21 protein-coding genes are annotated in these 22,398 nt (G+C 60.5%); 8 read left to right on the forward strand and 13 right to left on the reverse strand.

All coding sequences use genetic code 11. The annotated features are described in order from the left end of the window. Positions 1-10: 10 nt before the first annotated feature. Positions 11-622: a TetR/AcrR family transcriptional regulator gene (locus ACI512_RS20265; RefSeq protein ID WP_231809831.1), complete on the forward strand. Its 612-nt coding sequence runs from the start codon at positions 11-13 to the stop codon at positions 620-622. A gap of 170 nt (positions 623-792) precedes the next feature. Here ACI512_RS20265 and ACI512_RS20270 read toward each other — a convergent pair whose 3' ends face one another. From ACI512_RS20270 to ACI512_RS20280, 3 genes are all read right to left on the reverse strand, one after another. Next, positions 793-1,896, reverse strand: coding sequence for a polyamine ABC transporter substrate-binding protein (locus ACI512_RS20270; protein ID WP_236380057.1), 1,104 nt, complete (start codon positions 1,894-1,896; stop codon positions 793-795). 40 nt (positions 1,897-1,936) lie between these two features. Beyond that, complete coding sequence (locus tag ACI512_RS20275) at positions 1,937-3,274, reverse strand: hypothetical protein (protein WP_236380058.1); 1,338 nt, start codon at positions 3,272-3,274, stop codon at positions 1,937-1,939. A 115-nt stretch (positions 3,275-3,389) separates the two neighbouring features. Next, on the reverse strand, positions 3,390-4,652 hold the full coding sequence (locus ACI512_RS20280) for a serine hydrolase (RefSeq protein ID WP_236380060.1): 1,263 nt from the start codon (positions 4,650-4,652) through the stop codon (positions 3,390-3,392). Positions 4,653-4,893: 241 nt separating this feature from the next. Between ACI512_RS20280 and ACI512_RS20285 the strand changes: the two genes are divergently transcribed. Both ACI512_RS20285 and ACI512_RS20290 read left to right on the forward strand, forming a co-directional pair. Next, on the forward strand, positions 4,894-5,052 hold the full coding sequence (locus ACI512_RS20285; protein WP_236380062.1) for a hypothetical protein: 159 nt from the start codon (positions 4,894-4,896) through the stop codon (positions 5,050-5,052). Next, entirely contained in the window at positions 5,049-5,498 is a 450-nt protein-coding gene (locus ACI512_RS20290; protein WP_236380064.1) for a cysteine hydrolase, read from the forward strand. Before ACI512_RS20285 ends, ACI512_RS20290 begins: the two co-directional genes overlap by 4 nt. A gap of 61 nt (positions 5,499-5,559) precedes the next feature. Here ACI512_RS20290 and ACI512_RS20295 read toward each other — a convergent pair whose 3' ends face one another. The 6 genes from ACI512_RS20295 to pstS form a co-directional block, all read right to left on the reverse strand. Further along, entirely contained in the window at positions 5,560-6,150 is a 591-nt protein-coding gene (locus ACI512_RS20295) for a hypothetical protein (RefSeq protein WP_012724474.1), read from the reverse strand. Then, positions 6,150-6,848: a hypothetical protein gene (locus ACI512_RS20300; RefSeq protein WP_102061400.1), complete on the reverse strand. Its 699-nt coding sequence runs from the start codon at positions 6,846-6,848 to the stop codon at positions 6,150-6,152. Before ACI512_RS20300 ends, ACI512_RS20295 begins: the two co-directional genes overlap by 1 nt. 31 nt (positions 6,849-6,879) lie before the next feature. Next, positions 6,880-7,641: a phosphate ABC transporter ATP-binding protein PstB gene (pstB, locus tag ACI512_RS20305; RefSeq protein ID WP_217649954.1), complete on the reverse strand. Its 762-nt coding sequence runs from the start codon at positions 7,639-7,641 to the stop codon at positions 6,880-6,882. A gap of 76 nt (positions 7,642-7,717) precedes the next feature. After that, positions 7,718-8,611: a phosphate ABC transporter permease PstA gene (gene pstA / locus ACI512_RS20310; protein ID WP_012724477.1), complete on the reverse strand. Its 894-nt coding sequence runs from the start codon at positions 8,609-8,611 to the stop codon at positions 7,718-7,720. Next, the gene (pstC, locus tag ACI512_RS20315) at positions 8,608-9,576 is read right to left on the reverse strand and encodes a phosphate ABC transporter permease subunit PstC (RefSeq protein ID WP_405121290.1); all 969 of its coding nucleotides are present in this window, start codon (positions 9,574-9,576) and stop codon (positions 8,608-8,610) included. The genes pstA and pstC overlap by 4 nt, the downstream gene beginning before the upstream one ends. A 73-nt stretch (positions 9,577-9,649) precedes the next feature. Beyond that, positions 9,650-10,678 carry a phosphate ABC transporter substrate-binding protein PstS gene (pstS, locus tag ACI512_RS20320; RefSeq protein WP_064053502.1) on the reverse strand — a complete coding sequence of 343 codons (1,029 nt, stop codon included), beginning with the start codon at positions 10,676-10,678 and terminating at the stop codon, positions 9,650-9,652. 184 nt (positions 10,679-10,862) lie between these two features. On the opposite strand from pstS, the gene ppk2 reads away from it, so the two are divergent. Continuing rightward, entirely contained in the window at positions 10,863-11,780 is a 918-nt protein-coding gene (gene ppk2, locus ACI512_RS20325; RefSeq protein WP_236380641.1) for a polyphosphate kinase 2, read from the forward strand. On the opposite strand, the gene ACI512_RS20330 is transcribed toward ppk2, so the two are convergent. From ACI512_RS20330 to ACI512_RS20345, 4 genes are all read right to left on the reverse strand, one after another. Next, positions 11,777-12,718 (reverse strand): acyl-CoA dehydrogenase family protein, encoded by a 942-nt coding sequence (locus ACI512_RS20330; protein ID WP_236380642.1) that lies wholly within the window; start codon positions 12,716-12,718, stop codon positions 11,777-11,779. The two genes, ppk2 and ACI512_RS20330, sit on opposite strands and share 4 nt — an antisense overlap. 209 nt (positions 12,719-12,927) lie before the next feature. Beyond that, a complete protein-coding gene (locus tag ACI512_RS20335) occupies positions 12,928-13,707 on the reverse strand; it encodes a GNAT family N-acetyltransferase (RefSeq protein WP_231808911.1) in 780 nt (259 codons plus the stop codon). A 233-nt stretch (positions 13,708-13,940) separates the two neighbouring features. Then, a complete protein-coding gene (gene treS, locus ACI512_RS20340) occupies positions 13,941-16,004 on the reverse strand; it encodes a maltose alpha-D-glucosyltransferase (protein ID WP_405121291.1) in 2,064 nt (687 codons plus the stop codon). 254 nt (positions 16,005-16,258) lie between these two features. Further along, the gene (locus ACI512_RS20345; RefSeq protein WP_236380645.1) at positions 16,259-17,023 is read right to left on the reverse strand and encodes an AraC family transcriptional regulator; all 765 of its coding nucleotides are present in this window, start codon (positions 17,021-17,023) and stop codon (positions 16,259-16,261) included. A gap of 187 nt (positions 17,024-17,210) precedes the next feature. Between ACI512_RS20345 and ACI512_RS20350 the strand changes: the two genes are divergently transcribed. From ACI512_RS20350 to ACI512_RS20365, 4 genes are read left to right on the forward strand one after another with little or no spacing between them, the layout of a single operon-like run. Next, positions 17,211-18,836, forward strand: a complete 1,626-nt coding sequence (locus tag ACI512_RS20350; protein WP_236380646.1) for an APC family permease — start codon at positions 17,211-17,213, stop codon at positions 18,834-18,836. A 14-nt stretch (positions 18,837-18,850) separates the two neighbouring features. Continuing rightward, the gene (locus ACI512_RS20355; RefSeq protein WP_236380648.1) at positions 18,851-19,777 is read left to right on the forward strand and encodes a 4-hydroxyproline epimerase; all 927 of its coding nucleotides are present in this window, start codon (positions 18,851-18,853) and stop codon (positions 19,775-19,777) included. A gap of 42 nt (positions 19,778-19,819) precedes the next feature. Continuing rightward, a complete protein-coding gene (locus ACI512_RS20360; RefSeq protein ID WP_236380649.1) occupies positions 19,820-20,767 on the forward strand; it encodes a dihydrodipicolinate synthase family protein in 948 nt (315 codons plus the stop codon). A gap of 59 nt (positions 20,768-20,826) precedes the next feature. Continuing rightward, complete coding sequence (locus ACI512_RS20365) at positions 20,827-22,398, forward strand: aldehyde dehydrogenase (NADP(+)) (protein WP_236380650.1); 1,572 nt, start codon at positions 20,827-20,829, stop codon at positions 22,396-22,398.

Below are 22,398 nucleotides of genomic sequence, written 5' to 3' on the forward strand. Positions count from 1 at the left end.
AGGATCTCCTGTGAGCGGACTGCGTGAACGTCAAAAAGCCGAACGCCGCCAAGCCATCAGCCAGGCGGCGATCGAACTGTTTGAGCGCCAGGGCTTCCAGAACACCACCATCGAACAGATCGCCAGCCAGGCCGGCGTGTCGCCGCCCACGGTGTTCAAGTATTTCGGCAACAAGCAGGAAATCATCCTGGAGATCCTGCGCCACGCCGATCAGCGGGCCATCACTGATACCCGCAGCCTGATCCACGCAATAGACGACCCGGTCGACGCGCTCTGCCACCTGGAACGGCTGCTCACGGGCTATGCCCTCGAAGTCATGCACCCCAGCCTGTGGCGCGAACTGTTGCCGCTGATCCTGTTCGGTGGCAGCAATGAACTGCCTGCAGGTTATCGGGCCATGAACGACGCCCTCAGGGCGCAAATCAGTGAACTGCTGAGGGAGCTGCAACGGGCCGGCAAGCTGCGCCCGCAACTCGATGTGGAACTGGCCGCATTCCTGTTGAACGACTACTCACACCTGCAACTGTTCAGGCTGGTCAACCAGGAACACCCGGATATCGATGCGCACTCTACGCAGGTCAGGCGTATCACCGAGTTGCTGTTCTACGGCATGCAGGCCTGAGGGCATAGGCATGTATATAAATCTTAAAAGCTGACACATAACGCTGTGGCGAGGGAGCTTGCTCCCTCGCCACGGGTTACTTTTCGCTCTTGCTGCTTCTTAACTGACTGGCATTAGGGCTTGCCCCGCGCAGGGCAAGCCTGCTCACCACAAGCACCGGGCCACTCTGTTCAGCGGTTCGTCTTGATGTTGATCCAGGTGCGGGTACGGATGCGCTCCACGGCAGCCTGAATCGGCTCCAGGGCGAACAGCGTCTTGCGCGCGGCGTCCGGCACATACATGTTGGGGTTGTTGCGGATACTGGCGTCCACCAGCGCGGTGGCGTCTTTGTTCGGGTTGGGATAGCCGATTTTGTTGCTGATGCGGGCAATCACCTCCGGACGCAGGATGTAATTGATGAACGCATGCGCCTCAGCCAGATCGGGCGCGTTGGCCGGGATCATCATCACGTCCGACCACATCGGCGCGCCTTCCTTGGGCAGTGCCATCTCGACCTTGACGCCTTTGCCGGCGGCATCCGCCAATTGTTTGGCCAGCGCGACACCACCAGACCAGCCGACCGCCACACAGACATCACCGTTGGCCAAATCCATGCCGTAACGCGACGAGTTGAAGTAGGTGATGTAAGGACGGATCTTCATCATCACGGCCTGGGCCTGTGGGTAGTCTTCGCGCTTCTGGCTATTGGGGTCGAGGCCCTTGTAGTGCAAGGCAATGGGCACGATCTCGTTGCCCGCGTCGAGGAAGCCGACCCCGCAAGCGGCCAGCTTGGCAAGGTTCTCTTCCTTGAAGATGATGTCCCAGGTATTCATCTGCACGTCAGCCCCCAGGGCCTTGCGGACCTTGTCGACGTTGTAGCCGATCAGCGTGGTGCCCCACAAGTAAGGCGCGGCGTAGCGATTGCCGGTGTCGCCCACGGCCTCCAGGGACTGCATGAACTGCGGGTCCAGGTGCTTCCAGTTCGGCAACTGCGTGCGGTCCAGCGGCTGGACCGCACCGGCCTTGATCAGGTGCCCCAGGTTGGCGCTGCCCGGAAACACCACGTCATACCCGGAGTTGCCGGTCAGCAGCTTGGACTCCATGGTTTCGGCACTGTCGAACACATCGTAAATCGGGCGAATGCCGGTTTCCTCCTGGAAGCTCTTGAGCACCTCGGGTGGCAGGTATTCGATCCAGTTGTAGATCCGTACGGTGCGTTCTTCAGCCAGGCAAAAACCACTGATCAACAACGAAGCGACAGTGCCCAGCACGGTGTTACGCAAAAATCTGTTCATGATCAAAACACTCCAGCGCGGCCACGATGGCTCGCAGCACTTAATAGCGATAGGTGAAATACAGCTCCAGCGCACTGAACGTTTGGTCATCGCCGAACACCTGTTTGGCGGCAGCCAGTGGCTTGACCCAGTTGTACGACAGCGACGTATAGAACGACGGCGTGGGTGTCCAGTCGAGGAATACCACGCTCTCGTCGGCAAAGCGCCGATCGTTGACCGGTGCACCCATGTAGTTTTTCTCGTCCAGCCAGAACTGGTAGTGAATCGCACCGAGGGTCACGGTTTCGTTGAGGTGGGTCTTGAGGGAAAACTGCTGGACGTTTTCGTTGCTGTTGAACAGCAGGTAGTTACCCACCACGTCGCCGATCAGCCAGGTGCTCCAGTCGACAAAGCCCTTACTGAGCGGGTCCCAGGCTTTTTGCCGGTTGTCGGAGAGGTTGTCGTCGCCGGAAAAACTCGCGTAGCGGTAGCCGATGATCGGGGTCAGCGGTAACGTGCTGAACGCATAGTCCGCCTGGCCATACCAGGCGTTGGCCGCGTAATCGACCCCCTCGCCGCTGCCGCGCTCCAACGCGTATTCGGCGTTCAAGGTCAGTGCCGGCACGCCGGGAACCTTGGCATTGAGCGCCCTCACGTTGTACACCCGCATGCCGTCCCGGCGACGGGGAAGCGTGCTGCCTCTCGGGCCAAGGGCATTGACCTTCATGGCCATGGCGCCGAGCGTCACCTGATCATCGAGGTTGTAATCGAGGTTGACGCCGGTCATCCGGAAGTCGCCCAGATCATCATCGGTGCGCAGGGTGAACGCCTGAGACTTCAGTGCGCCGTGGTCCCAGGCCAGGATCGCCGAATCCTTGAAAGCGGTCCGAGGGCCCAGCCAGTAGGCAGCGTCTTTGTGCTGGTCGAGGTTACCGTCCATGACGATGAACCCCGTGCCGATCATGTAGTTCTGGCGGCCGGCGGTCAGCTTCCATTCGCCAGCGCGGAAACCACCGTAGAGTTCTTCGGCCGCGACCTTGCCGTCGGAACTGCGGGTGAAGCCACCGGCATCACCGTCGCCGAACGTGCTTGCCGCCACCAGCGAACCGCCCGCCAGCAGGCTGAAATCGGGTTGCACCGCGTACTCGAATTTGGCACCTGGTTTTACGTAGAACTCTTGCCAGTTGATCCTGGCGCCGCCGTTTTTGCCGTTGCGCGCATCCACACGGCCGCTGCCGAAGTTGACGCCACGACTGAACAGCGTCGCCCCGCCCACCGTGAGGTTGACTTCACCCTTGAGATTGCCGTCCTCAAAGGTGTAGCCCGCCCATGCGACGTGGGTGGTCAAGGGTAAGCCGACCGCTAAGAGCGCTCGAGAGAAACGCTTGGTGAAAACCATAAGAAGCTCCTGTGGAATTATTGTTGTTACAGGGCAGTCAATGGCGACGCAGGGCGTCGCCAACACCTGGGCAAGCCAGGTGAATAGAACGCAAAACTCTTATTTTTTGACGAGGTCAGTGGCTCAGGTGGGCGGCAATCGCGCGCAGCATGCGCACGCTGTCGGTATCGAACGGGCTGACCGCCTCGTTCAGCGACGATTGCTTGACGATCACCACGCCGGACGGTTTGTCGATGAACAGGTATTGACCGTGAATGCCCCCGGCCATCAGGGCCTGGCTGTGGTCGTTGAACACGTACCACTGGCTTCGATAGGACGCACCGGGTGTCCAGTGGGAGAACTCGGCGTTTTGCGCGTAAATCGCCGGGTCGGCCCCTGCGGTGATGCGGGCGACGGTCTCGGGCGACAGCAGCTCAACCCCGTCCTGGCGGCCGTTGTTGGCCAGCAGGCGACCAAAACGCGCCATGTCGCGCAAGGTGGCACTAAAGCCCGCCCCGGCGACATTACGCCCCCACGGATCGGCGATGAAATACCCGTCGCGGTCGCACCCCAACTGCTGCCAGATACCCTCCAGCAGCTCACTGCAGGCGTTGCCCGAAGCCCGCTCCATCACCCACGCCAAAGCTTCGGTGGTGGCGGTCACATAGTGGAAAAACCCGCCGTGCACGCCCCGTTTTTTCAGCGACGGCAGGTATTGGTACAACGACTCGAACTGCGCGTATTGCGCCAATGCCGGCTGGAAGCCACAGGCATAGCCGTACTGCGAGCTCTCTGAATTGGGGTCGTCATAGACCTCGCTGTAGTCGATGCCCACCGCCATGTCGAAAAGCTGGCGCACCGTCGCATCACCAAATGCGCTGCCCACCAGTTCCGGCACGTAGTACGCGGCGGGCAGCTCGGGGTTGAGCACGCCGCGGGTCACCAGTTCTTCGCCCAGGGTGCCGACCAGCGATTTGGTCACCGAGAACATGATGTGCCGGTCACTGGCGCGCTGGCCGTTGAAGTAGCGTTCGAACAGCACGGTGTCACCCTGCATCACCAAAAAGGCATCGGTCTGGCTGGCCAGCAGATGCTCAATGACACTCACGCTCAACCCGCACTCACTGTCGAAGTACAGGGCATCCAACGCCTGTGGCGCGGTGTTCAAGGGCCCGACGGGGCCGGCGCCCGCGCGCACATCGATGGAGGGACGCAGTCGCGCCAGGTTGCGAAACCCCCACTGGTTAAAGGGCGGGTGCATCCAGTTGTGCCAAGTGACGCGGTATTTCGGCCCCGCCGGGAAGCCCTGCATCAGTAAAGGCGCCAAGCGGGGCTGGGTGGAAGACTCGTTCGTCTCAACGTAAAGGCTGGCCAATGACGGCATGATGTTCTGACCCATGGGATAACCCTGGAAATGACTCTGCATGCGAGCAGATGCCAGGTCATGATTAACCAAATAATATTCTTTAGTCAATAAAACTTTTAACCAAATAATCAAAAGCCCATTTGGTTTGATTCTGACGTGACCGATCTGCGCTGCTGTACATTGTCCTTAAATCCCCAGCCTTAACGAACGCGGTTAACTATGCTGAAGGACCCGTCCCGACTTCCCCCACAGTGATTCCTATCGGAGACCCAACATGAATCCAAACGCCACCGCCCTTGTCTTGATCGAATTCCAGAACGACTTCACCACGCCCGGCGGCGTGTTCCATGACGCCGTCAAAGACGTCATGCACACCGGCGACATGCTGGCCAACACCGCAACCACGGTGCAGCAGGCCCGCCACTCGGGGTGAAGATCATCCACCTGCCGATCCAGTTCGCCGACGGCTATCCGGAGCTGACCACGCGCCACTATGGGATTCTCAAAGGTGTCGCCGACGGCAGCGCGTTCCGCACCGGCAGTTGGGGCGCCGAGATCTCGGAAGCGATCACCCGTGAAACCGGCGATATTCTCGTGGAAGGCAAGCGCGGGCTGGATGGTTTTGCGACCACGGGCCTGGACCTGGTGCTGCGCAACAACGGTATCCAGAACCTGGTGGTGGCAGGGTTCCTGACCAACTGCTGTGTCGAGGGTACGGTGCGGTCAGGGTATGAGAAGGGTTACAACGTGGTGACCTTGAGCGACTGCACGGCGACGTTCACCGATGAGCAACAAAAGGCCGCTGAAAACTTCACGCTGCCCATGTTTTCGCAGGTGTTGCGGCACACCGAGTTCCTTGGTGCGTTGAGCGAAAAATAAGCCAAAAAAGGGGGCGACTGATCCATCAGTCGCCCCCTTTTTGCTCAGCCCAGGGAATGGCTTATCCGTTCAACGTCAGCCCTGGATAGGCCCGCACAGGCACCTTGTGCCGTTGCGGTTGCTGCCGGGCGAGCTGTGCCTGGACCTGTGCGACGGCATCCAGCACGCGCTGCGCCCATTGCTCGTCTTCCGGGTCCACGACCACAACGCGAAAACCGTGATCGAAGCCTTCAAGCTGAACACCCTCGGAGTCATCGACATGCAGGTCGATGTCGAATGCCGGCGGGAATTTCGACGGTGTGCTCGACAGCCCGCGCTCCGTGAGCGCTTGATTGTGCCGCACGCTGTTGACCACGCCATCGACGTGAATGCCGTACAGCAGCAACCAACGGCGGATGTAGGACGGGGTCCGGCCGGACGAGGTGTAGACCCAGACGCTGCAACCCTGGCGACGCAGTTCGCGGGTCAGGGCGCGGGTGCCGCTGCGCAGCGGCTCGCCCAGCCAACGGTGTACACACGCCGGCAAACGGCTGTGCTCGGTCGCGCTGTGGTGAAGCTGGCAGGCCAGTGTGTCATCGATATCAAAAGAGATACGGATACGCTGACGCTTGAACACCCGCTTGATTGTGTCGAGCACTGGGTACCTTCCCATCAATGGCCCCCTTGGCAGACGGGCGCCGGTGTGTCGCTCAGGAAAAACGCCATAGGGTCAGGGGCCTTATCTTCCAGGAACGCTGCATATTTCTTCTTGATCTTGGGCAATTCGTACAATGCCATTACGCCATGTTTGGCGGAGTTACGTATGACCGAGGACGGGTTGAAATAGCCCTCGGCGTTGTCCAGCGTCAGTACGAACGGCGGCAAGCCCTCGCGCATCAGCAGGTAGCTGACAATCAGCGACCCACTGCGGTGATTGCCTTCGACGAACAACTGCGGCCTGCTGAGGACTCGCACGTAGACACCGGCGGCGCGCTTCCACACCGATTCACTGTGGTGCCTGCAGTACCAGCCGTATAAATCCTTGATGCCACCCTCGACATTGTTGAAAAAATGCTCTTCGGTGGCCGCCAGGTGTTGGGCGTATTCCTGCCGGCGAACCGGGTCTTTGCCGCAGAGCACGGTGGCATTGATCTCCAGCATCAGGTTCAGTTGCTGGAGGTCGAACAGGTCAATACCGCGCGCAACATAGTCGTCAATCAGGGCGTAGCCTTCAAGCACATTCTGCAGCACTTCGTCTGTCAGCGGGTCGCGTGGCTCGGTAAAGTCCCGGCTAAGCTGGGCAAAACGGTTCTGTACCTCGCGCAGTGCGCGTTCAATCGCGGCCAGATCAAGACGATGCGTTGCAGACATTGGCAATCCTGAAAAACGCTGCATGAGTCGGTCAGCTGAACTTGCCGCTGATGTAGTCCCCGGTCATTTGTTCGCGTGGGTTCTCGAAAATCTGCGTGGTGGCGCCCATTTCAACCAGATAGCCGGTGCGCGTGCCCTGGGAGATATCCACCGAGAAAAACGCGGTGGTATCGGCCACACGAATCGCCTGCTGCATGTTGTGGGTCACCAGCGCGATGGTGTAGTCCTTCTTCAACTCGACCATCAGTTCTTCAACCCGGCGCGTGGCAATCGGGTCCAGTGCCGAGCAAGGCTCATCCAGCAGCAACACTTCCGGCTCGGTGGCAATGGCGCGGGCGATGCACAGGCGTTGCTGTTGGCCGCCGGAGAGCGACAGGCCGCTGACCTTGAGCTTGTCCTTGACCTCATCCCACAGCGCGGCGCCTTGCAGCGCGTGCTTGACGCGGTCGCCCAGGTCGCCCTTGTAACGGTTGAGACGCAGGCCAAAGGCCACGTTGTCAAAAATGCTCATCGAAAACGGGTTGGGCTGCTGGAAAACCATGCCGATGTAACGGCGCACGACTACAGGGTCAACGCCCTTGCCGTACACGTCCTGGCCGAGGAAATGCACATGGCCCTCGAAACGGAAGCCCTTCACCAGGTCGTTCATGCGGTTGAGGCTGCGCAATACAGTCGATTTGCCGCAGCCGGACGGGCCAATGAAACCGGTGATCTTGTTTTTCTCGATCGGCACATGGCTGTCACGCACCGCCATGAAGTTGCCGTAGAAAATCTTGTCCAGCTTGCAGTCCATGACCACAGGCGACTGGGTGATAAACGGAGCGGCTATTTGCGCGGATGACATGTTCAAAATTCAGGTGCTCCCGTTCTTAGTACTTGGGCTTGCCGAAAATACGGCTCACGATATTCACGACCAGTACGATCATTACCAGCACCAACGAGGCCGCCCAGGCGAGCTCCAGCTGGTTGTCGAAGGGCATGCCGGAGAAGTTGTAAATCAGCACGGCCAGGGAGGCCGTCGGATTCATGACTGCCAGGCTGCCGTCGTGGTAGATCCAGTAGTTGCTGAACAGCGCGGTGAACAACAGCGGTGCGGTTTCGCCGGCGGCGCGTGCCACGGCGAGCATCACGCCCGTGAGGATCGCGGGCATGCCGGTGGGCAAGACGATTTTCCAGATCACCTGCGAACGGGTGCAGCCCATCCCGTAGGCGGCATCCTTCATGATCTTGGGCACCATCTTCATCGACTCTTCGGCCGTCAGCACCACGATAGGCAGCATCAGCACGGCCAACGCCACGCCACCCGCCGGTGCCGAGTACGTGCCGGTGGTCATCACCACCAGGGCGTAGGCAAACACACCCGCCAGAATCGACGGCAAGCCGGTGAGCATTTTCGCGGCAAAGCGCGAGGCGTTTGCCAGCTTGCTGTCCGGCCCCAGTTCAGCCAGGAAAATCGCCGCCATAATGCCAACCGGCACTGCGATGGCGGCCGCGATACCGACCATGACGAAGGTGCCCGCCATGGCATTGCCGAAACCACCGCCGGTCTCGAAACCGGTGGGCGGCAATTCGGTGAACACTTCCAGGCTCAAGCGTGCACCGCCACGGGTGATCAGCATGTAGAGCACGGAAATCAGCGGCACGCTGGCCAGCAACGCCCCGAACCACACCAGGGTAGTCAGGACCAGGCTGCGCAGGGCACGGCCTTCGAACCGGCGCTGCAGGCTGGGCATGGCGGTGATAGGCGAAGAAAGGTCAGTCATTGTTTAGTCCCCCGCTGGGCGTAGACCATGATCATCGAACCCATGACGTTCACCAGCAACGTGATGAACATCAGCACCAGTGCGGCGTACATCAGCACTTCGATCTCGTTCGGGCCGGCTTCGGGGAAGTTCAGCGCCAACAAGGCCGCCAGCGTGTTGGCCGGTGCAAACAGCGACAGAGAAATGTTGTTGGCGTTACCGACCAACATGGCCAGTGCCATGGTTTCACCCAAGGCGCGGCCCAGGCCCAGCACCAGCGAACCGAAGATGCCGGTCGCGGCGGATGGCACCATTACCTTGAGAATCGCTTCCCAGTGGGTGGTACCCATGCCATAGGCGGCTTGCTTGGTTTTCATCGGCACACCCGTGAGGGCGTCCTGGGAGACGGCAGCGATGGTCGGTAAAATCATGATGGCCAACACCAGGGCTGCCGGAAGCAAGCCCGGCCCGCTCAAGGAGGTGCCGAAAAACGGGATCCAGCCGAGCTCGCTGTTCAACCACGCGGTCAGCGGGCGAATCGCCGGGATCACCACATAGATCCCCCACAGGCCGTAAACGACGCTGGGGATCGCGGCGAGCAATTCGACGATGGTGCGAAACACTGCAGCAAGCTTGGCGGGCAAAAAGTCCTGAGTCAGGAAGATCGCCATGCTGACGCCAAAAAAACCGGCGATCAGCAACGCGATGAAGGCGCTGTACAGCGTGCCCCAAATCGCCGGCAGAATGCCGTATTTACCTTGGTTAACGTCCCAGACGCTGCCGAAGAGCACATCAAAGCCGTGCTTTTCCATGCCTGGAAGTGCCTTGCGCCCTACTTCGAAGACCAGCGCGAATACCAGCGCCAGCACCAGCACCACGCCTATGCGTGCAAGTGCACGGAAGGTGCGGTCAACCAGGAAGTCCTTCGTGGACGGCGGCTGGCACGCAGAATCCGGGTTATCCGGTACGACAAAAGGTGTGTTCATGGGCTAATTCCGGAACAAGGGGGGAACGCTCCCGGCAAGGATGAAACCCTCACCGAGAGCGGCCTGGCGAGCCTTACTTAATGTTGGCGGACGCTTTACGAACTTGTTCGACCACCGATGGCGGCAGCGGGATGTAGCCCATCGAATCAGCGATTTTCTGACCTTCAGTCAAGCTGTACTCGACCATTTCACGCATGGCCTTGGCTTTGGCTGGGTTGCCGTTGTCCTTGCGGAAGATCATCCAGGTGTAGGACGTGATCGGGTAGGACTTGGCGCCATCCGGATCCGGCAGCCAGGCCACCAGGCTTTCCGGCATTTTCACCGCAGCCAGGGCTTCGGCGCCGCTTTCGGCGTTCGGTACCACGTACTTGCCGGCCTTGTTCTGCAGTTGGGCAAAGTCAACCTTGGCCAGCTTGGCGAAGCCGTACTCGATGTAGCCGATTGCGCCTGGGGTCTGGCGTACGGTGGCGGTCACACCATCGTTCTTCGGCGACTTGATGAATTTGTCGCTGGCGGGCCAGTTAACGGTGTTGCCTTCGCCCAAGTCCTTCTGGAACTCAGCGTTGATCGCCGCCAGGTGCTTGGTGAAGACGGCGGTGGTGCCGCTGGAGTCTGCTCGCACCACGACGGTGATCGGCATGTCAGGCAGTTTCAGGCCTGGGTTGGCGGCAACGATCTTTGGATCGTTCCACTTGGTGATCTTGCCCAGGAAAATGTTCGAGTACACATCGCGAGGCAATTTGAGTTCTTTAGGATTGCCCGGCAGGTTAAACGCCAGCACGATTTCACCCGCGGTCATCGGCAGCAGTTGCACGCCTTCGGCCACCTTGGCGATGTCTTCGTCTTTCATGGCCGAGTCGCTGGCGGCGAAATCGACGGTCTTGTTCAGGAAGTCCTGTACACCCGCACCGCTCCCCTTGGACTGGTAGTCAACCGTGACACCTTCGGTTTTCTTGCTGAAATCCTTGAACCAGGTGAGGTAGATCGGCGCTGGGAAACTCGCACCGGAACCGGTCAGGCGGATGCTTTCGGCGGCAAACACCGAGGTGGCACTGAGAGAAACCGCAACGGCGAGTGCAGCAGACTTCATCAGACGTTTCATTAAGGAAAATCCTTGTGATTTCGGGCTCGGCAACTCTGCAACAATCTTGTTACGGTTTTATGAACGTGCAGTGGCAAAACGCCCAGTTGTCCCCCTCTCCCGCCACAACACCGCATTTTGTGGTCATTGGTTCGTAACAAAATGCGACTAAGACTTTGCCATCCCCCACGACGCGAGTTCCGCCATGTCCTCACTAGAAGACACCTTGATACAGCGCATCCACCGTGAATTGCTCGATCACAGTGACGAAGAGCTGGAACTGGAATTATCCGAAGATGGCCATGACCTGAACGCGCTGTTTGATGAGCACGTCGGTGAAGGAAGCGAAAAAGCCGCACGCCGCATTTATTTCAGCGAACTGTTCCGCCTGCAAGGCGAACTGGTGAAATTGCAGAGCTGGGTGGTCAAGACCGGCCACAAGGTGGTGATCCTGTTCGAAGGACGGGATGCCGCCGGCAAGGGTGGCGTGATCAAGCGCATCACCCAGCGCCTGAACCCGAGGGTCTGCCGAGTGGCTGCGCTGCCGGCGCCCAATGACCGTGAACAGACGCAGTGGTACTTCCAGCGCTACGTCTCACACCTGCCGGCCGCCGGCGAAATCGTGCTGTTCGACCGCAGCTGGTACAACCGCGCCGGTGTCGAGCAAGTCATGGGTTTTTGCAACGAGGACCAGTACGAAGAGTTCTTCCGCACCGTTCCGGAGTTCGAACGGATGCTCGCCCGCTCCGGTATCCAACTGATCAAATACTGGTTTTCGATCTCCGACCAGGAACAGCACCTGCGTTTTCTCAGTCGCATTCACGACCCGCTCAAGCAATGGAAGCTCAGCCCCATGGACCTTGAGTCGCGTCGGCGCTGGGAAGCGTATACGAAGGCCAAGGAAATCATGCTCGAACGCACCCACATCGCCGAAGCGCCGTGGTGGGTGGTACAAGCCGATGACAAGAAGAAAGCCCGACTCAACTGCATCCACCACTTGCTCGGGCAGATGCCGTATGAAGAAGTCGAGCTGCCGGTGATCGAACTGCCGCAGCGCGTGAGGCAGGAGGATTATTCGCGCAGCCCGACGCCGCCGGAACTCATCGTGCCGCAGCTTTACTAGCTCAGTTGCTCACACAAGAAAGGCACACTGGCGAGCCTTGACGTGGGGTGAAAAGCCAGCACCCGCGTGGCAACCAGCAGGTAAGCAATCTCCTCGGAAGACATGAACGCTATGCCTCCGAGGATTTCAAAGGCGCGCGTGCTGATGCGATTGATCGCCTCCTGCACGGCAAAGCGGGTGGCTTGCGCGCGCGCCAAGTCGCTGCGTAGAAATCGATTCTGGTCGATCGCAATCGCCAGGCCACGAATCGCCATGGTGGCGCCCTGCAGATCAATGAGCAGCAGGGCCCGATCATCCTGGGAGCCTTTGTTGGACGCCAATGCACGCGACGCCAGCGCGGACGCCATGCCCAGGTATGACGCCGAAGCGAGTAATTGGAACCAGATAGCAAACAGGTGCTCACCGGTACCCTGTTGAACGTCGTCCAACTGGTTATCCACGGCCTTGCTGAAGTACATCATGGGCTCCGGCACCAACAGATTATTGAAGATGACTTCATTGCTGTCTGCCGCCTGCAAATGCGCTACCGACCAGAATGGTTTGCGTTGGATACTCGGGTCGTCCGCCAAGCCCATACCGATGCCGATATGGGTCTGACCCTCAGGGTCAAGGTAGTTGACGCCAAACGTGATCACGTCGAAGTGATGCGTCATCGTGCAAGGCTTCTTACTGCCATTCACCACATAACCCGCGGCTGTTTTTTCAACGGACAGCGTCGATTCCAGGATATTGGCCTGCGCCCGCCCTTCGGCAAACCCCGAGGCCACCAACAGGTTGTCGCGTGCAATAATACTGAGCAGCCCCTGGATATCTGGAAAGAACTGGCTGGCTGCCATCATGCCGGCGACCGTGTGGTGGTGCATGGTCATCATCACCGCCAATGAAGGGCAATGGGCGCCGACCCATGTAAGCACTTGCGCCAGTTTTGTTGCACTCACGCCCTCACCGCCAAGTTCCTTTGCGATCGTAAGCCCTGGACGACCGAGGGTTCGAAACAGCGTCGCCAGTTGTTTGGACTCTCCCCGCTCAAGTTCAATAAGCGACGCTGCTTCGAGCACAGTCACCAACTCGGGAATCCACTCGAATGCGGCGGCTCTTTCTTCTTTCAAACACATACCCATTGAATCCTTTAAATAGCAGCCACGTATCAAAACGATTTTTGCGGTTTCAAATAATGCCGCGCATAACGGCTGTCCAACTTCGACAACGGCAACAACATAAAGAAGTCCGCCACGTTAAACTCTTTATCCCACGCCGGTTCACCACATACCCAGCCTCCGCTGCGCAAATAGCCTTTGAGCAAGGGCGGCAGGCGAGGCACATGCCCGGGCTCATACTCATAAACAGGAAAAGGCTCATGGGGGGCGACGCGATAGTCAGCAGGCGCCATCTGCTCCGGCGTAAAGCCCCGAAACAACGCTGCGGCATTGTGGCCACCGTCCGACAGGCTCACACTCGCGCAGCCCATCAAATGATCACAGTCCTCACGCACCATGTAACGCGCCAGGCCCGACCACAACATCATGATGACGCTGCCACTCCGGTACTCCGGGTGGACACAGGCGTGCCCCGCTTCAACGGTTCTGGTGCGTAAAGACTCCAGCCCACTGAGGTCGAACTCTTTCTCCGAATAGTAATGTCCCATGCGCCGTGCAGCGGTCGGGTTCATCAAGCGATAGGTACCTACCACGGCTGAAGTCTTAGTGTCTCGAACCACTAAGTGGTCGCAATAGGCATCGAACTCGTCGATGTTCAATGCTTCAGAATTAGCGAGTTCAGACAACTGGAACGCTTCGGAAAAAACACGATAACGCAGGCGTTGCACCTCACGTATTTCTTCCTGCGTAGTGGCAATACTAACTACTAACTCTGCACGTTGGGGTTGTACACTTGCATATTCATCACTCAACACCAACTGAGGTTGCATACATGTTCCTTTAGGTCGCCACACTGCAAACAGGCCAATAGTGAGCAAGACACTAACATGCAATTTTATATCGACAGCGTAAGGAAACTCCGAAAAAAGTAGCGATCTTTTAACGGCATTATCTTTTTAACCCAACCATTATTTAAACCCGGACTTGTTCGAATTTTCACCGTGATTTCAGGCCGCGCGGTCCCCTGTGACGAGCACGCTCGCCACAGGTAATTGCGCAGGCGTTACAGCGGGGAACTGCTGACCACACGCAGCGCCAGCCCCTCATACGCATCCAGCGTAATGCTGAACTCGCCTTCCGCCGTCAAATCCCCCTCGACCCGTTCGTTGATGATGTCCACCACCATCCCCGCAGCGATATCCGGCAGGTGCAGGGTCTCGGTGATCGGCGTGGCGCCGAAGTTCAACGCAGTGATTTGCGTGCCTTTGCCGGCCGGCAATTCGTGGACCATCACCAACAGCCCTGGGTTTTGCACTTCCGGCACCTGGATCTGGCGGCTGGCGGCGATGTCGTAGGCCCGGCGTACCGCAAGGATTTTCTGCAGTTGCGAGGCGAAGGACTCAGGGTCCTGCAATTGGCTGTTGAGGCTGCCATACAAGCTTTTCGAGCGCGGCATATGGCCGGCGGATAATTCTGCGTCCGGGTTCAGGTCCACCAGGTCATAGGCGCCGCGATGAATCCAGCGCGTGTCGCCATCCTGCATCAAATGCTCGACCTCTTCGGCGGCCAGCGGCAGCGCGCCCACCAAGTCCCAGCCCGACAAGGCAAACACACCAGGCTGCATGGCGTTGTACATCACCAACAGCAAATGGATCTGGCGAATCTGCAGAATATCCGCCGCCGTAATGGCCTCCAGATCTCGAATCCCCAGCGCCGCCGTGATGATGCTGGCGGTGGTGCAGGACACGCCATTGGTCACAAACTTGAGGTTGTAGGGGGCATGTTCGCCGGTCAGGCGTTCGTACATCTGTTCGCGAATGTGCTCGCGCAGGATATTGCCGGGGAAGGTCTGGCCCTGGTACAGGAAGGTGTCATGGGCGTGCAGGGTCCAGAAGTGCACCAATTCCAGGGTCAATTCATCGTGATTCTGCAACGCATGGATCAGCGAACCGGGATCGATGCCCTGGCGGTGCATTTCGCGCAGCATCAGGCGCAAGAACTCGGCGTCGCCCATCAGCAGTGCATGCTGGTACGCCGGGCGGGTGATGAAGTCGTAGGACAGATCGGCACCGCCGTGAGACATGGACGCAATGTCATCCACGGTGAGGTTCAACTCCTGGAAGCTGAAGCCACCGGCTTTGCGAATCGCCCCGCCCAGCAGTTGGTTCCCGGTGATCGACAGCGGATGGCTCTCGGACCAGGCCGTGCCGTCCAGCTTGCGTTCCACGCCGAGAAACCCGTTGGCGTCCAGGCGCAGGATCTTCGCCCCCATCACGTCGATGGCATGCAGGGCATCGCCGATGATCATCTGCTGCGCGGCGAAGGTCGGGTCCAACCAATTCAGCGACGGTTGGCCTTCCTTGAAGTAATGCAGGTACACCCAGCGGCGCGGCTTGCCATCCACGCCCAGCACCACGTTTGTGGCGCTCCAGTCGGTTTCCTTGACGCCGGGTTCAAAGAAGATCACGCGCTGCAACTGGCCGACGATGTAGTGTTTGTCACGCAACGCATCCACCTGGACGGGGCTGAGGTTCTGCGCATCGCGGCCCTCTGCGACGTCAGGAAGCAATGGCCAATCTTCTTCGCGGATCTCCACCATATGGTAAAGGCCGGGATAGTCCTCGTACGCCATCTCGGCCAGGCGAAAATCCGCGCCCTTGCCGGTATGGGACGGGATTACGTCGTCGATGATCACCGCATTGTGCGCCGCCGCCATGCGCGTCAACGCCTGCAATTGCGCTTCGGTGCCCAGTTGCGGGTCGATCTCGAAACTGATGCGGTCGAAATTGCCGTCGATGGTGGGCGTGTGCTCCGTGCCGTTCAGGCCGCCGGATTTTTTCAACGGGCCGTTATGGATGCCTTGAATGCCGATCTTCGACAAGGCATGCCACAGCGCTTCATCCCCCAGCGCCTCCAACACCGTGCCGCCTTCACGGGTCACAATCGACGCCGGGTAGGCGGTAAACCACACGGACGACAAGGCCGAGGCATCCCGTGGCCGCGTGTGCGCATAGGGTTGCTGCCACAACCGGCCCTGGCCCGAATAGAGCTTGGCCCGCTGGCGTGCCGCGTGCAGCATCGATTGTTCCACCAGCCAGTTCACATGGTTGTTTTCAGCCGCCGTCATAAGCCTGATACCTGTCGTCGTGAAGCATTACTCGTGAACATATGAGGGTTGTGCGGGCCATTCGTTGCATTGCGCTGGCCGCACTGACACAAAGCAACCACCGTTCGGGCTTGCTGTGGTGAGCAGGCTTGCCCTGCGCCGGGCTGCGAAGCAGCCCCTTGGGTCGGCGGTGAACCCGTTGAGGGACAAGCCCCCCTCACCACAGGCAGCCTGCACACAGTTGGATGTTCATTAACACCCCAGCAGGTAGGTGCTCAGGTCTCCCGATACTGCCTTGGCGTAAACCCCGTCGAGGCCTTGAACTGGCGAGTAAAAGCACTGTGGTCGGTGTACCCGCACTGCAGCGCCACCTCGGTGATCGGCATGTCGGTGTGCAACAAGCGGTGGGCATGCTCCAACCGCACCTTCTGGATCATCTGCCGGGGCGTGAGGTGGAACACGCGTTTGCAGTAGCGCTCCAGTTGCGCCACGGAAATGCCTGCGATGCGCGTCAGCTCACCCAGGGTGACGCGGCGGTTGAAATGCGCGCGGATGTGCGCGTCGACGGCCGCCAGGCGTTGGTAGGCCGGGTGACTTTCGCTGGCGGTTTGCAGGTCCACCGAGATGCCCGCCAGGCCGATGATTGCGCCCATGTGGTTGTACAGCGGCCACTTGTGGGTCAGGCACCAACCCGGTTCACGGGTGCCATAGAGGTGCAATTCCAGCTGGTCCTCCAGTACAAACCCCTGCTCCAGCACGCGCTGATCCTGTTCGGTGTAACCCGGCCCCAGTTGCGCGGGGAACACTTCAGCACTGGTCTTGCCCAGCAACGGTTGCAGGTGCTTGAGGCCACAGCGCTGCACCAGGGTGTGGTTGGCGAGCACATAACGGGCCTCGGTGTCCTTGATGAAAATCGCCGCATTGGGGATCACATCGAGCATCGGCAGTAACTGCGCCACGCCGGTCAATAGCTGCTCGATGCTGTGGGGCCGATTGGCCTCAGGCCCTTGGCAAAGGGTCGCAAACGCGCTCTGCATCATGACGGTTGATCCCCACTGACGGCCTCGACGCGTAGCAGATTGCCCGATGCCCGAGGCGCTGTCGAGCGGTGCAAACTGTGCTGATTTCGTCATCGTTGTCGGCAAAAAACATCAATCGCGCCGCCGTTCATGAGTTCACTGTAGGGGCACTGCATGCCTATCCAATAACTCACAAGAAGGCGACGCTATGTCAGGTCAAGGCAAGTTCAAGAAGCAACTTTCATTGATGGACCTCACCTTTATCGGGCTGGGCGCCATCTTTGGTTCGGGCTGGCTGTTTGCGGCCAGTCACGTCTCCGCCATTGCAGGTCCTGCAGGCATCATTTCCTGGCTGATCGGTGGTTTCGCGGTGCTGCTGCTGGGCATCGTGTACTGCGAACTGGGCGCCGCATTGCCGCGCGCCGGCGGCGTGGTGCGCTACCCGGTCTATTCCCACGGCCCACTGCTGGGCTACCTCATGGGTTTTATCACGCTGATTGCGTTCTCCAGCCTGGTGGCCATCGAGGTGGTCGCCTCGCGCCAATACGCTGCGGCGTGGTTTCCCGAGCTGACCAAAGCCGGTTCCAGCGACCCGACCACCCTCGGCTGGCTGGTGCAGTTCGCCCTGCTGTGCCTGTTCTTTATCCTCAATTACCGCAGCGTGAAAACCTTCGCCATCGCCAATAACCTGGTGAGCGTGTTCAAGTTCATTGTGCCGTTGCTGGTGATTGGCGTGCTCTTCACCTTCTTCAAGCCGGCGAATTTCCAGGTGCAGGGTTTCGCGCCGTTTGGTCTGTCAGGCATCGAGATGGCGGTGTCGGCCGGCGGCGTGATTTTCGCCTACCTGGGGCTCACGCCGATCATCTCGGTGGCCAGCGAAGTGAAGAACCCGCAACGCACCATTCCGATTGCGTTGATCCTTTCGGTACTGCTCTCGACCGCCATCTACGTGTTGCTGCAAACCGCATTCCTCGGTGGCGTGCCCACGGAAATGCTTGCCGATGGCTGGGCCGGGATCAGCAAACAACTGGCGCTGCCCTATCGGGATATCGCCCTGGCGCTGGGCGTGGGTTGGCTGGCGTACCTGGTGGTGGCCGACGCGGTGATCTCCCCCAGCGGCTGCGGCAACATCTACATGAATGCCACCCCACGTGTGGTGTATGGCTGGGCGCAGACAGGCACGTTCTTCAAGATTTTCACGCGTATCGATGAGAAATCCGGCATCCCCCGCCCGGCGCTGTGGCTGACCTTTGGCTTGTCGGTGTTCTGGACCCTGCCGTTCCCGTCCTGGGAAGCGCTGATCAATGTGGTGTCCGCCGCGTTGATCCTCAGCTATGCGGTCGCCCCGGTCACCGTCGCGGCACTGCGACGCAATGCACCGCAAATGGCGCGCCCGTTCCGGGTCAAGGGCATGGCGGTGCTCGGCCCTCTGTCGTTCATCATCGCCGCGTTGATCGTGTATTGGTCGGGCTGGAGTACGGTTTCCTGGCTGCTCGGCCTACAAATCCTGATGTTCGGGGTGTACCTGCTGTGCGCGCGCTGGGTGCCGACCGCGCACCTCAACCTCAAGCAGCAAGTGCGCTCATCCGCGTGGCTGATCGGCTTCTATGCGGTGACCCTTTTGCTCTCCAAGCTCGGCAGCTTTGGCGGTATCGGCGTACTCGCCCACCCGTTTGACACCCTCGTCGTCGCGGTCTGCGCGCTGGGCATTTACTACTGGGGCGCAGCCACTGGCGTGCCGGCCCATCTGGTGCGCCTGGAACACGAAGCCGATGAAAGCGAAGCGGTCGACGAGCCCCTCGACCGCGCCCCGTTGACCCCGGCCACCCACTGATTCTGGAGCGTTTTATGAAGCGATTGCATGTGATCGACTCCCACACCGGCGGCGAACCTACGCGCCTGGTGATGAACGGTTTCCCCACGCTCATCGGCAACACCCTGGCTGAGCAGCTGAATAACCTGCGCAGCGAGCATGATAAATGGCGCCGTGCCTGCATTCTGGAACCGCGTGGTAACGATGTTCTGGTCGGCGCGCTGTACTGCGAGCCGGTCACGCCGGGCGCCGTCTGCGGCGTGATCTTCTTCAATAACGCCGGCTACCTGGGCATGTGCGGGCACGGCACGATTGGCCTGGTCGCCTCCTTGCACCATGTGGGTCGCATCGCACCCGGCGTGCATCGCATCGACACGCCTGTCGGCTTGGTAGAGGCGACATTGCACGAAGACGGCGCCGTGACCCTGGGCAACGTGCCCGCTTACCGCCATCGCCACCAAGTGCCGGTGGAGGTGCCGGGCCACGGGGTGGTGCTGGGCGATATCGCCTGGGGCGGCAACTGGTTTTTCCTGGTGTCCGAACACGGCCAGCGCTTGCAGATGGACAACGTCGATGCCCTCACCGACTACACCTGGGCGATGCTCAAGGCCCTTGAAGACCAAGGTATCCACGGTGCCGACGGCGCGCTGATCGACCATATCGAGCTGTTCGCCGACGACGACCACGCTGACAGCCGCAATTTCGTCATGTGCCCCGGCAAAGCCTACGACCGCTCACCGTGCGGCACCGGCACCAGCGCCAAGCTGGCCTGCCTGGCCGCCGATGGAACACTTGCGCCCGGAGCAACCTGGACACAAGCGAGCATCACCGGCAGCCAGTTCGAGGGCCGCTATGAGTGGGGCGGCGAACGCGTGCGCCCCTTCATCACCGGCCGCGCCTACATGACCGCCGACAGCACCTTGCTGATCGACGAACAGGACCCTTTCGCCTGGGGCATCTGAGCCCGGGCCACCTTTAACTGAACGATTGCAGGAGTTAGCACAATGAGCGACAACATCTTCACCGGCTGCATCCCCGCCCTGATGACCCCGTGCACGCCCGCGCGTAAGCCGGACTTCGATGCCCTGGTTGCCAAGGGCCGCGAGTTGATCGATATCGGCATGAGCGCCGTGGTGTATTGCGGTTCCATGGGCGACTGGCCGTTGCTCACCGAGGCCGAGCGCCAGGAAGGCGTGGCGCGGCTGGTGGCGGCCGGCGTGCCGACCATCGTCGGTACGGGTGCGGTCAACAGCCGTGAGGCAGTGGCCCACGCGGCCCACGCCGCCAAGGTCGGCGCCCATGGCCTGATGGTGATTCCGCGCGTCTTGTCCCGTGGTGCCTCGGCCACCGCGCAAAAGGCGCACTTCTCGGCGATTCTCAAGGCCGCGCCGAACCTGCCGGCCGTGATCTACAACAGCCCGTATTACGGCTTCGCCACCCGCGCCGAGCTGTTCTTCGAACTGCGTCGCGAACACCCGAACCTGATCGGCTTCAAGGAGTTCGGCGGCGGTGCCGACCTGCGCTATGCCGCCGAACACATCACCTCCCAGGACGATAACGTGACCCTGATGGTCGGTGTCGACACCCAGGTGGTGCACGGCTTCGTCAACTGTAACGCCACGGGTGCGATCACCGGCATCGGCAACGCACTGCCGCGGGAAGTCCTGCAACTGGTGGCACTGAGCAAAAAAGCCGCCAAGGGCGACGCCAAGGCCCGCCGCCAGGCACGTGAACTGGAAGCCGCGCTCGCGGTGCTGTCGTCGTTCGATGAAGGCTGCGACCTGGTGTTGTACTACAAACACCTGATGGTGCTTAACGGCGATAAGGAGTACGCCCTGCACTTCAACGAGACCGATAAGCTCAGCGACGCTCAGCGCCGTTACGCAGAAACGCAGTACGTGCTGTTCCGGCAATGGTACGCCCATTGGTCGGCGGAACAGCACGTCGCCTGAGCCCTTGCGTGCCGCTGCGGCGCTCGCAGCGGCCACCCTCTTTTTTCCAGGACGATTCCATGACTCTGACAGGCAAGATGCTGATCGGTCAGCACGCCACTGGCGGCAATCGCGAGCCTATCCGGGCGATCAATCCCGCCACCGACACAGCCTTGGAGCCGGCCTACCTGGGCGGCGACGGCGAACAGGTCGCGCAGGCGTGCGCCTTGGCGTGGGCCGCGTTTGATGGGTACCGCGAGACATCGCTGGAGGCGCGCGCAACGCTGCTTGAAGCCATCGCCGCGCAGATCGAAACATTGGGCGATGAGCTGATCGACCGCGCCGTTGCCGAAACCGGCCTGCCCCGCGCGCGCATTCAAGGCGAACGCGGGCGCACCTGCGGGCAACTGCGCACGTTCGCCCGCACCGTCCGCGCCGGGGAATGGCTGGATGTGCGGGTCGATACCGCGCAACCGCAGCGCCAGCCGCTGCCCCGGCCAGACCTGCGTCAGCGCCACATCGCGTTGGGCCCGGTGGCCGTGTTTGGCGCGAGCAACTTTCCGCTGGCGTTTTCCGTGGCCGGAGGCGACACCGCCTCGGCGTTGGCGGCCGGGTGCCCCGTAATCATCAAGGCCCATGGTGCTCACCCTGGCACCAGCGAACGGGTGGGCCGGGCGGTGGCCCAGGCGGTCAAAGCATGTGGGCTGCCGGAGGGGGTGTTTTCGCTGTTGTACGGTTCGGGCCGCGAGGTCGGCATTGCGCTGGTCACCGACCCGCGTATCAAGGCCGTCGGCTTTACCGGTTCTCGCAGCGGCGGCCTTGCGCTGATCCAAGCGGCGCAGGCGCGGCCGGAGCCGATTCCGGTGTATGCGGAAATGAGTTCGATCAACCCGGTGTACCTGTTCCCGGCGGCGTTGGCAGCCAGGGCTGAGGCGTTGGCCGAAGGTTTTGTCGCTTCGTTGACCCAAGGCGCCGGGCAATTCTGCACCAACCCTGGACTGGTGATTGGGGTACAAGGGCCGGCTTTGGATCGCTTTATCAAGGCTGCGGGTGAACGGCTGCCGACCTGTGCAGCACAGACCATGCTGACACCGGGGATTGCCAGTGCCTACGCTTCAGGTGTGGCGGCAATGACGGAACATGCCAAGATCGCCGCCAAGGGGCTGGCGGCAGAAGGTCCCAACCAAGGCCAGGCGCATCTGTTCGTGACGCAGGCACAGGCTTTTTTGGCCAATGAACACCTGCAAGCCGAGGTCTTTGGCGCCGCATCCTTGATAGTCGTCTGCGCCGATGCCGAGGAAGTCCGCCAGGTTTCCGAGCATCTCGAAGGCCAACTCACGGCCACTCTGCACCTGGACGAAACCGATTTGCCAGACGCCAAGGCCCTGTTGCCAGTGCTTGAGCGCAAGGCCGGCCGCCTGCTGGTCAACGGCTGGCCGACCGGCGTGGAAGTGTGTGATGCCATGGTCCACGGCGGCCCCTTCCCAGCCACCTCGGATTCGCGCAGCACGTCGGTGGGCACGGCGGCGATCCAGCGTTTTTTACGCCCCGTGTGTTATCAGGATTTCCCCGATGCGTTGCTGCCCGCCGCGCTCCAGCACAGCAACCCTTTGCTGCTGCGACGCTTGCTTGACGGCCAGAGGGAGGCATAG

The organism is Pseudomonas petroselini (assembly GCF_045037875.1).
Classification (GTDB): domain Bacteria; phylum Pseudomonadota; class Gammaproteobacteria; order Pseudomonadales; family Pseudomonadaceae; genus Aquipseudomonas; species Aquipseudomonas petroselini.

Bases quoted from the DNA above. Each gene is read 5' to 3' on its own strand.
- ACI512_RS20350 (WP_236380646.1), top strand. From the start codon at position 17,211: ATGTCAGGTCAAGGCAAGTTCAAGAAGCAACTTTCATTGATGGACCTC.
- ppk2 (WP_236380641.1), top strand. From the start codon at position 10,863: ATGTCCTCACTAGAAGACACCTTGATACAGCGCATCCACCGTGAATTG.
- ACI512_RS20275 (WP_236380058.1), bottom strand. From the start codon at position 3,274: ATGGTTTTCACCAAGCGTTTCTCTCGAGCGCTCTTAGCGGTCGGCTTA.
- ACI512_RS20355 (WP_236380648.1), top strand. From the start codon at position 18,851: ATGAAGCGATTGCATGTGATCGACTCCCACACCGGCGGCGAACCTACG.
- ACI512_RS20300 (WP_102061400.1), bottom strand. From the start codon at position 6,848: ATGTCTGCAACGCATCGTCTTGATCTGGCCGCGATTGAACGCGCACTG.
- pstC (WP_405121290.1), bottom strand. From the start codon at position 9,576: ATGAACACACCTTTTGTCGTACCGGATAACCCGGATTCTGCGTGCCAG.
- pstA (WP_012724477.1), bottom strand. From the start codon at position 8,611: ATGACTGACCTTTCTTCGCCTATCACCGCCATGCCCAGCCTGCAGCGC.
- ACI512_RS20285 (WP_236380062.1), top strand. From the start codon at position 4,894: ATGAATCCAAACGCCACCGCCCTTGTCTTGATCGAATTCCAGAACGAC.
- ACI512_RS20335 (WP_231808911.1), bottom strand. From the start codon at position 13,707: ATGCAACCTCAGTTGGTGTTGAGTGATGAATATGCAAGTGTACAACCC.
- ACI512_RS20270 (WP_236380057.1), bottom strand. From the start codon at position 1,896: ATGAACAGATTTTTGCGTAACACCGTGCTGGGCACTGTCGCTTCGTTG.
- ACI512_RS20295 (WP_012724474.1), bottom strand. From the start codon at position 6,150: ATGGGAAGGTACCCAGTGCTCGACACAATCAAGCGGGTGTTCAAGCGT.
- ACI512_RS20280 (WP_236380060.1), bottom strand. From the start codon at position 4,652: ATGGGTCAGAACATCATGCCGTCATTGGCCAGCCTTTACGTTGAGACG.
- pstB (WP_217649954.1), bottom strand. From the start codon at position 7,641: ATGGACTGCAAGCTGGACAAGATTTTCTACGGCAACTTCATGGCGGTG.
- ACI512_RS20345 (WP_236380645.1), bottom strand. From the start codon at position 17,023: ATGATGCAGAGCGCGTTTGCGACCCTTTGCCAAGGGCCTGAGGCCAAT.
- pstS (WP_064053502.1), bottom strand. From the start codon at position 10,678: ATGAAACGTCTGATGAAGTCTGCTGCACTCGCCGTTGCGGTTTCTCTC.
- ACI512_RS20360 (WP_236380649.1), top strand. From the start codon at position 19,820: ATGAGCGACAACATCTTCACCGGCTGCATCCCCGCCCTGATGACCCCG.
- treS (WP_405121291.1), bottom strand. From the start codon at position 16,004: ATGACGGCGGCTGAAAACAACCATGTGAACTGGCTGGTGGAACAATCG.
- ACI512_RS20365 (WP_236380650.1), top strand. From the start codon at position 20,827: ATGACTCTGACAGGCAAGATGCTGATCGGTCAGCACGCCACTGGCGGC.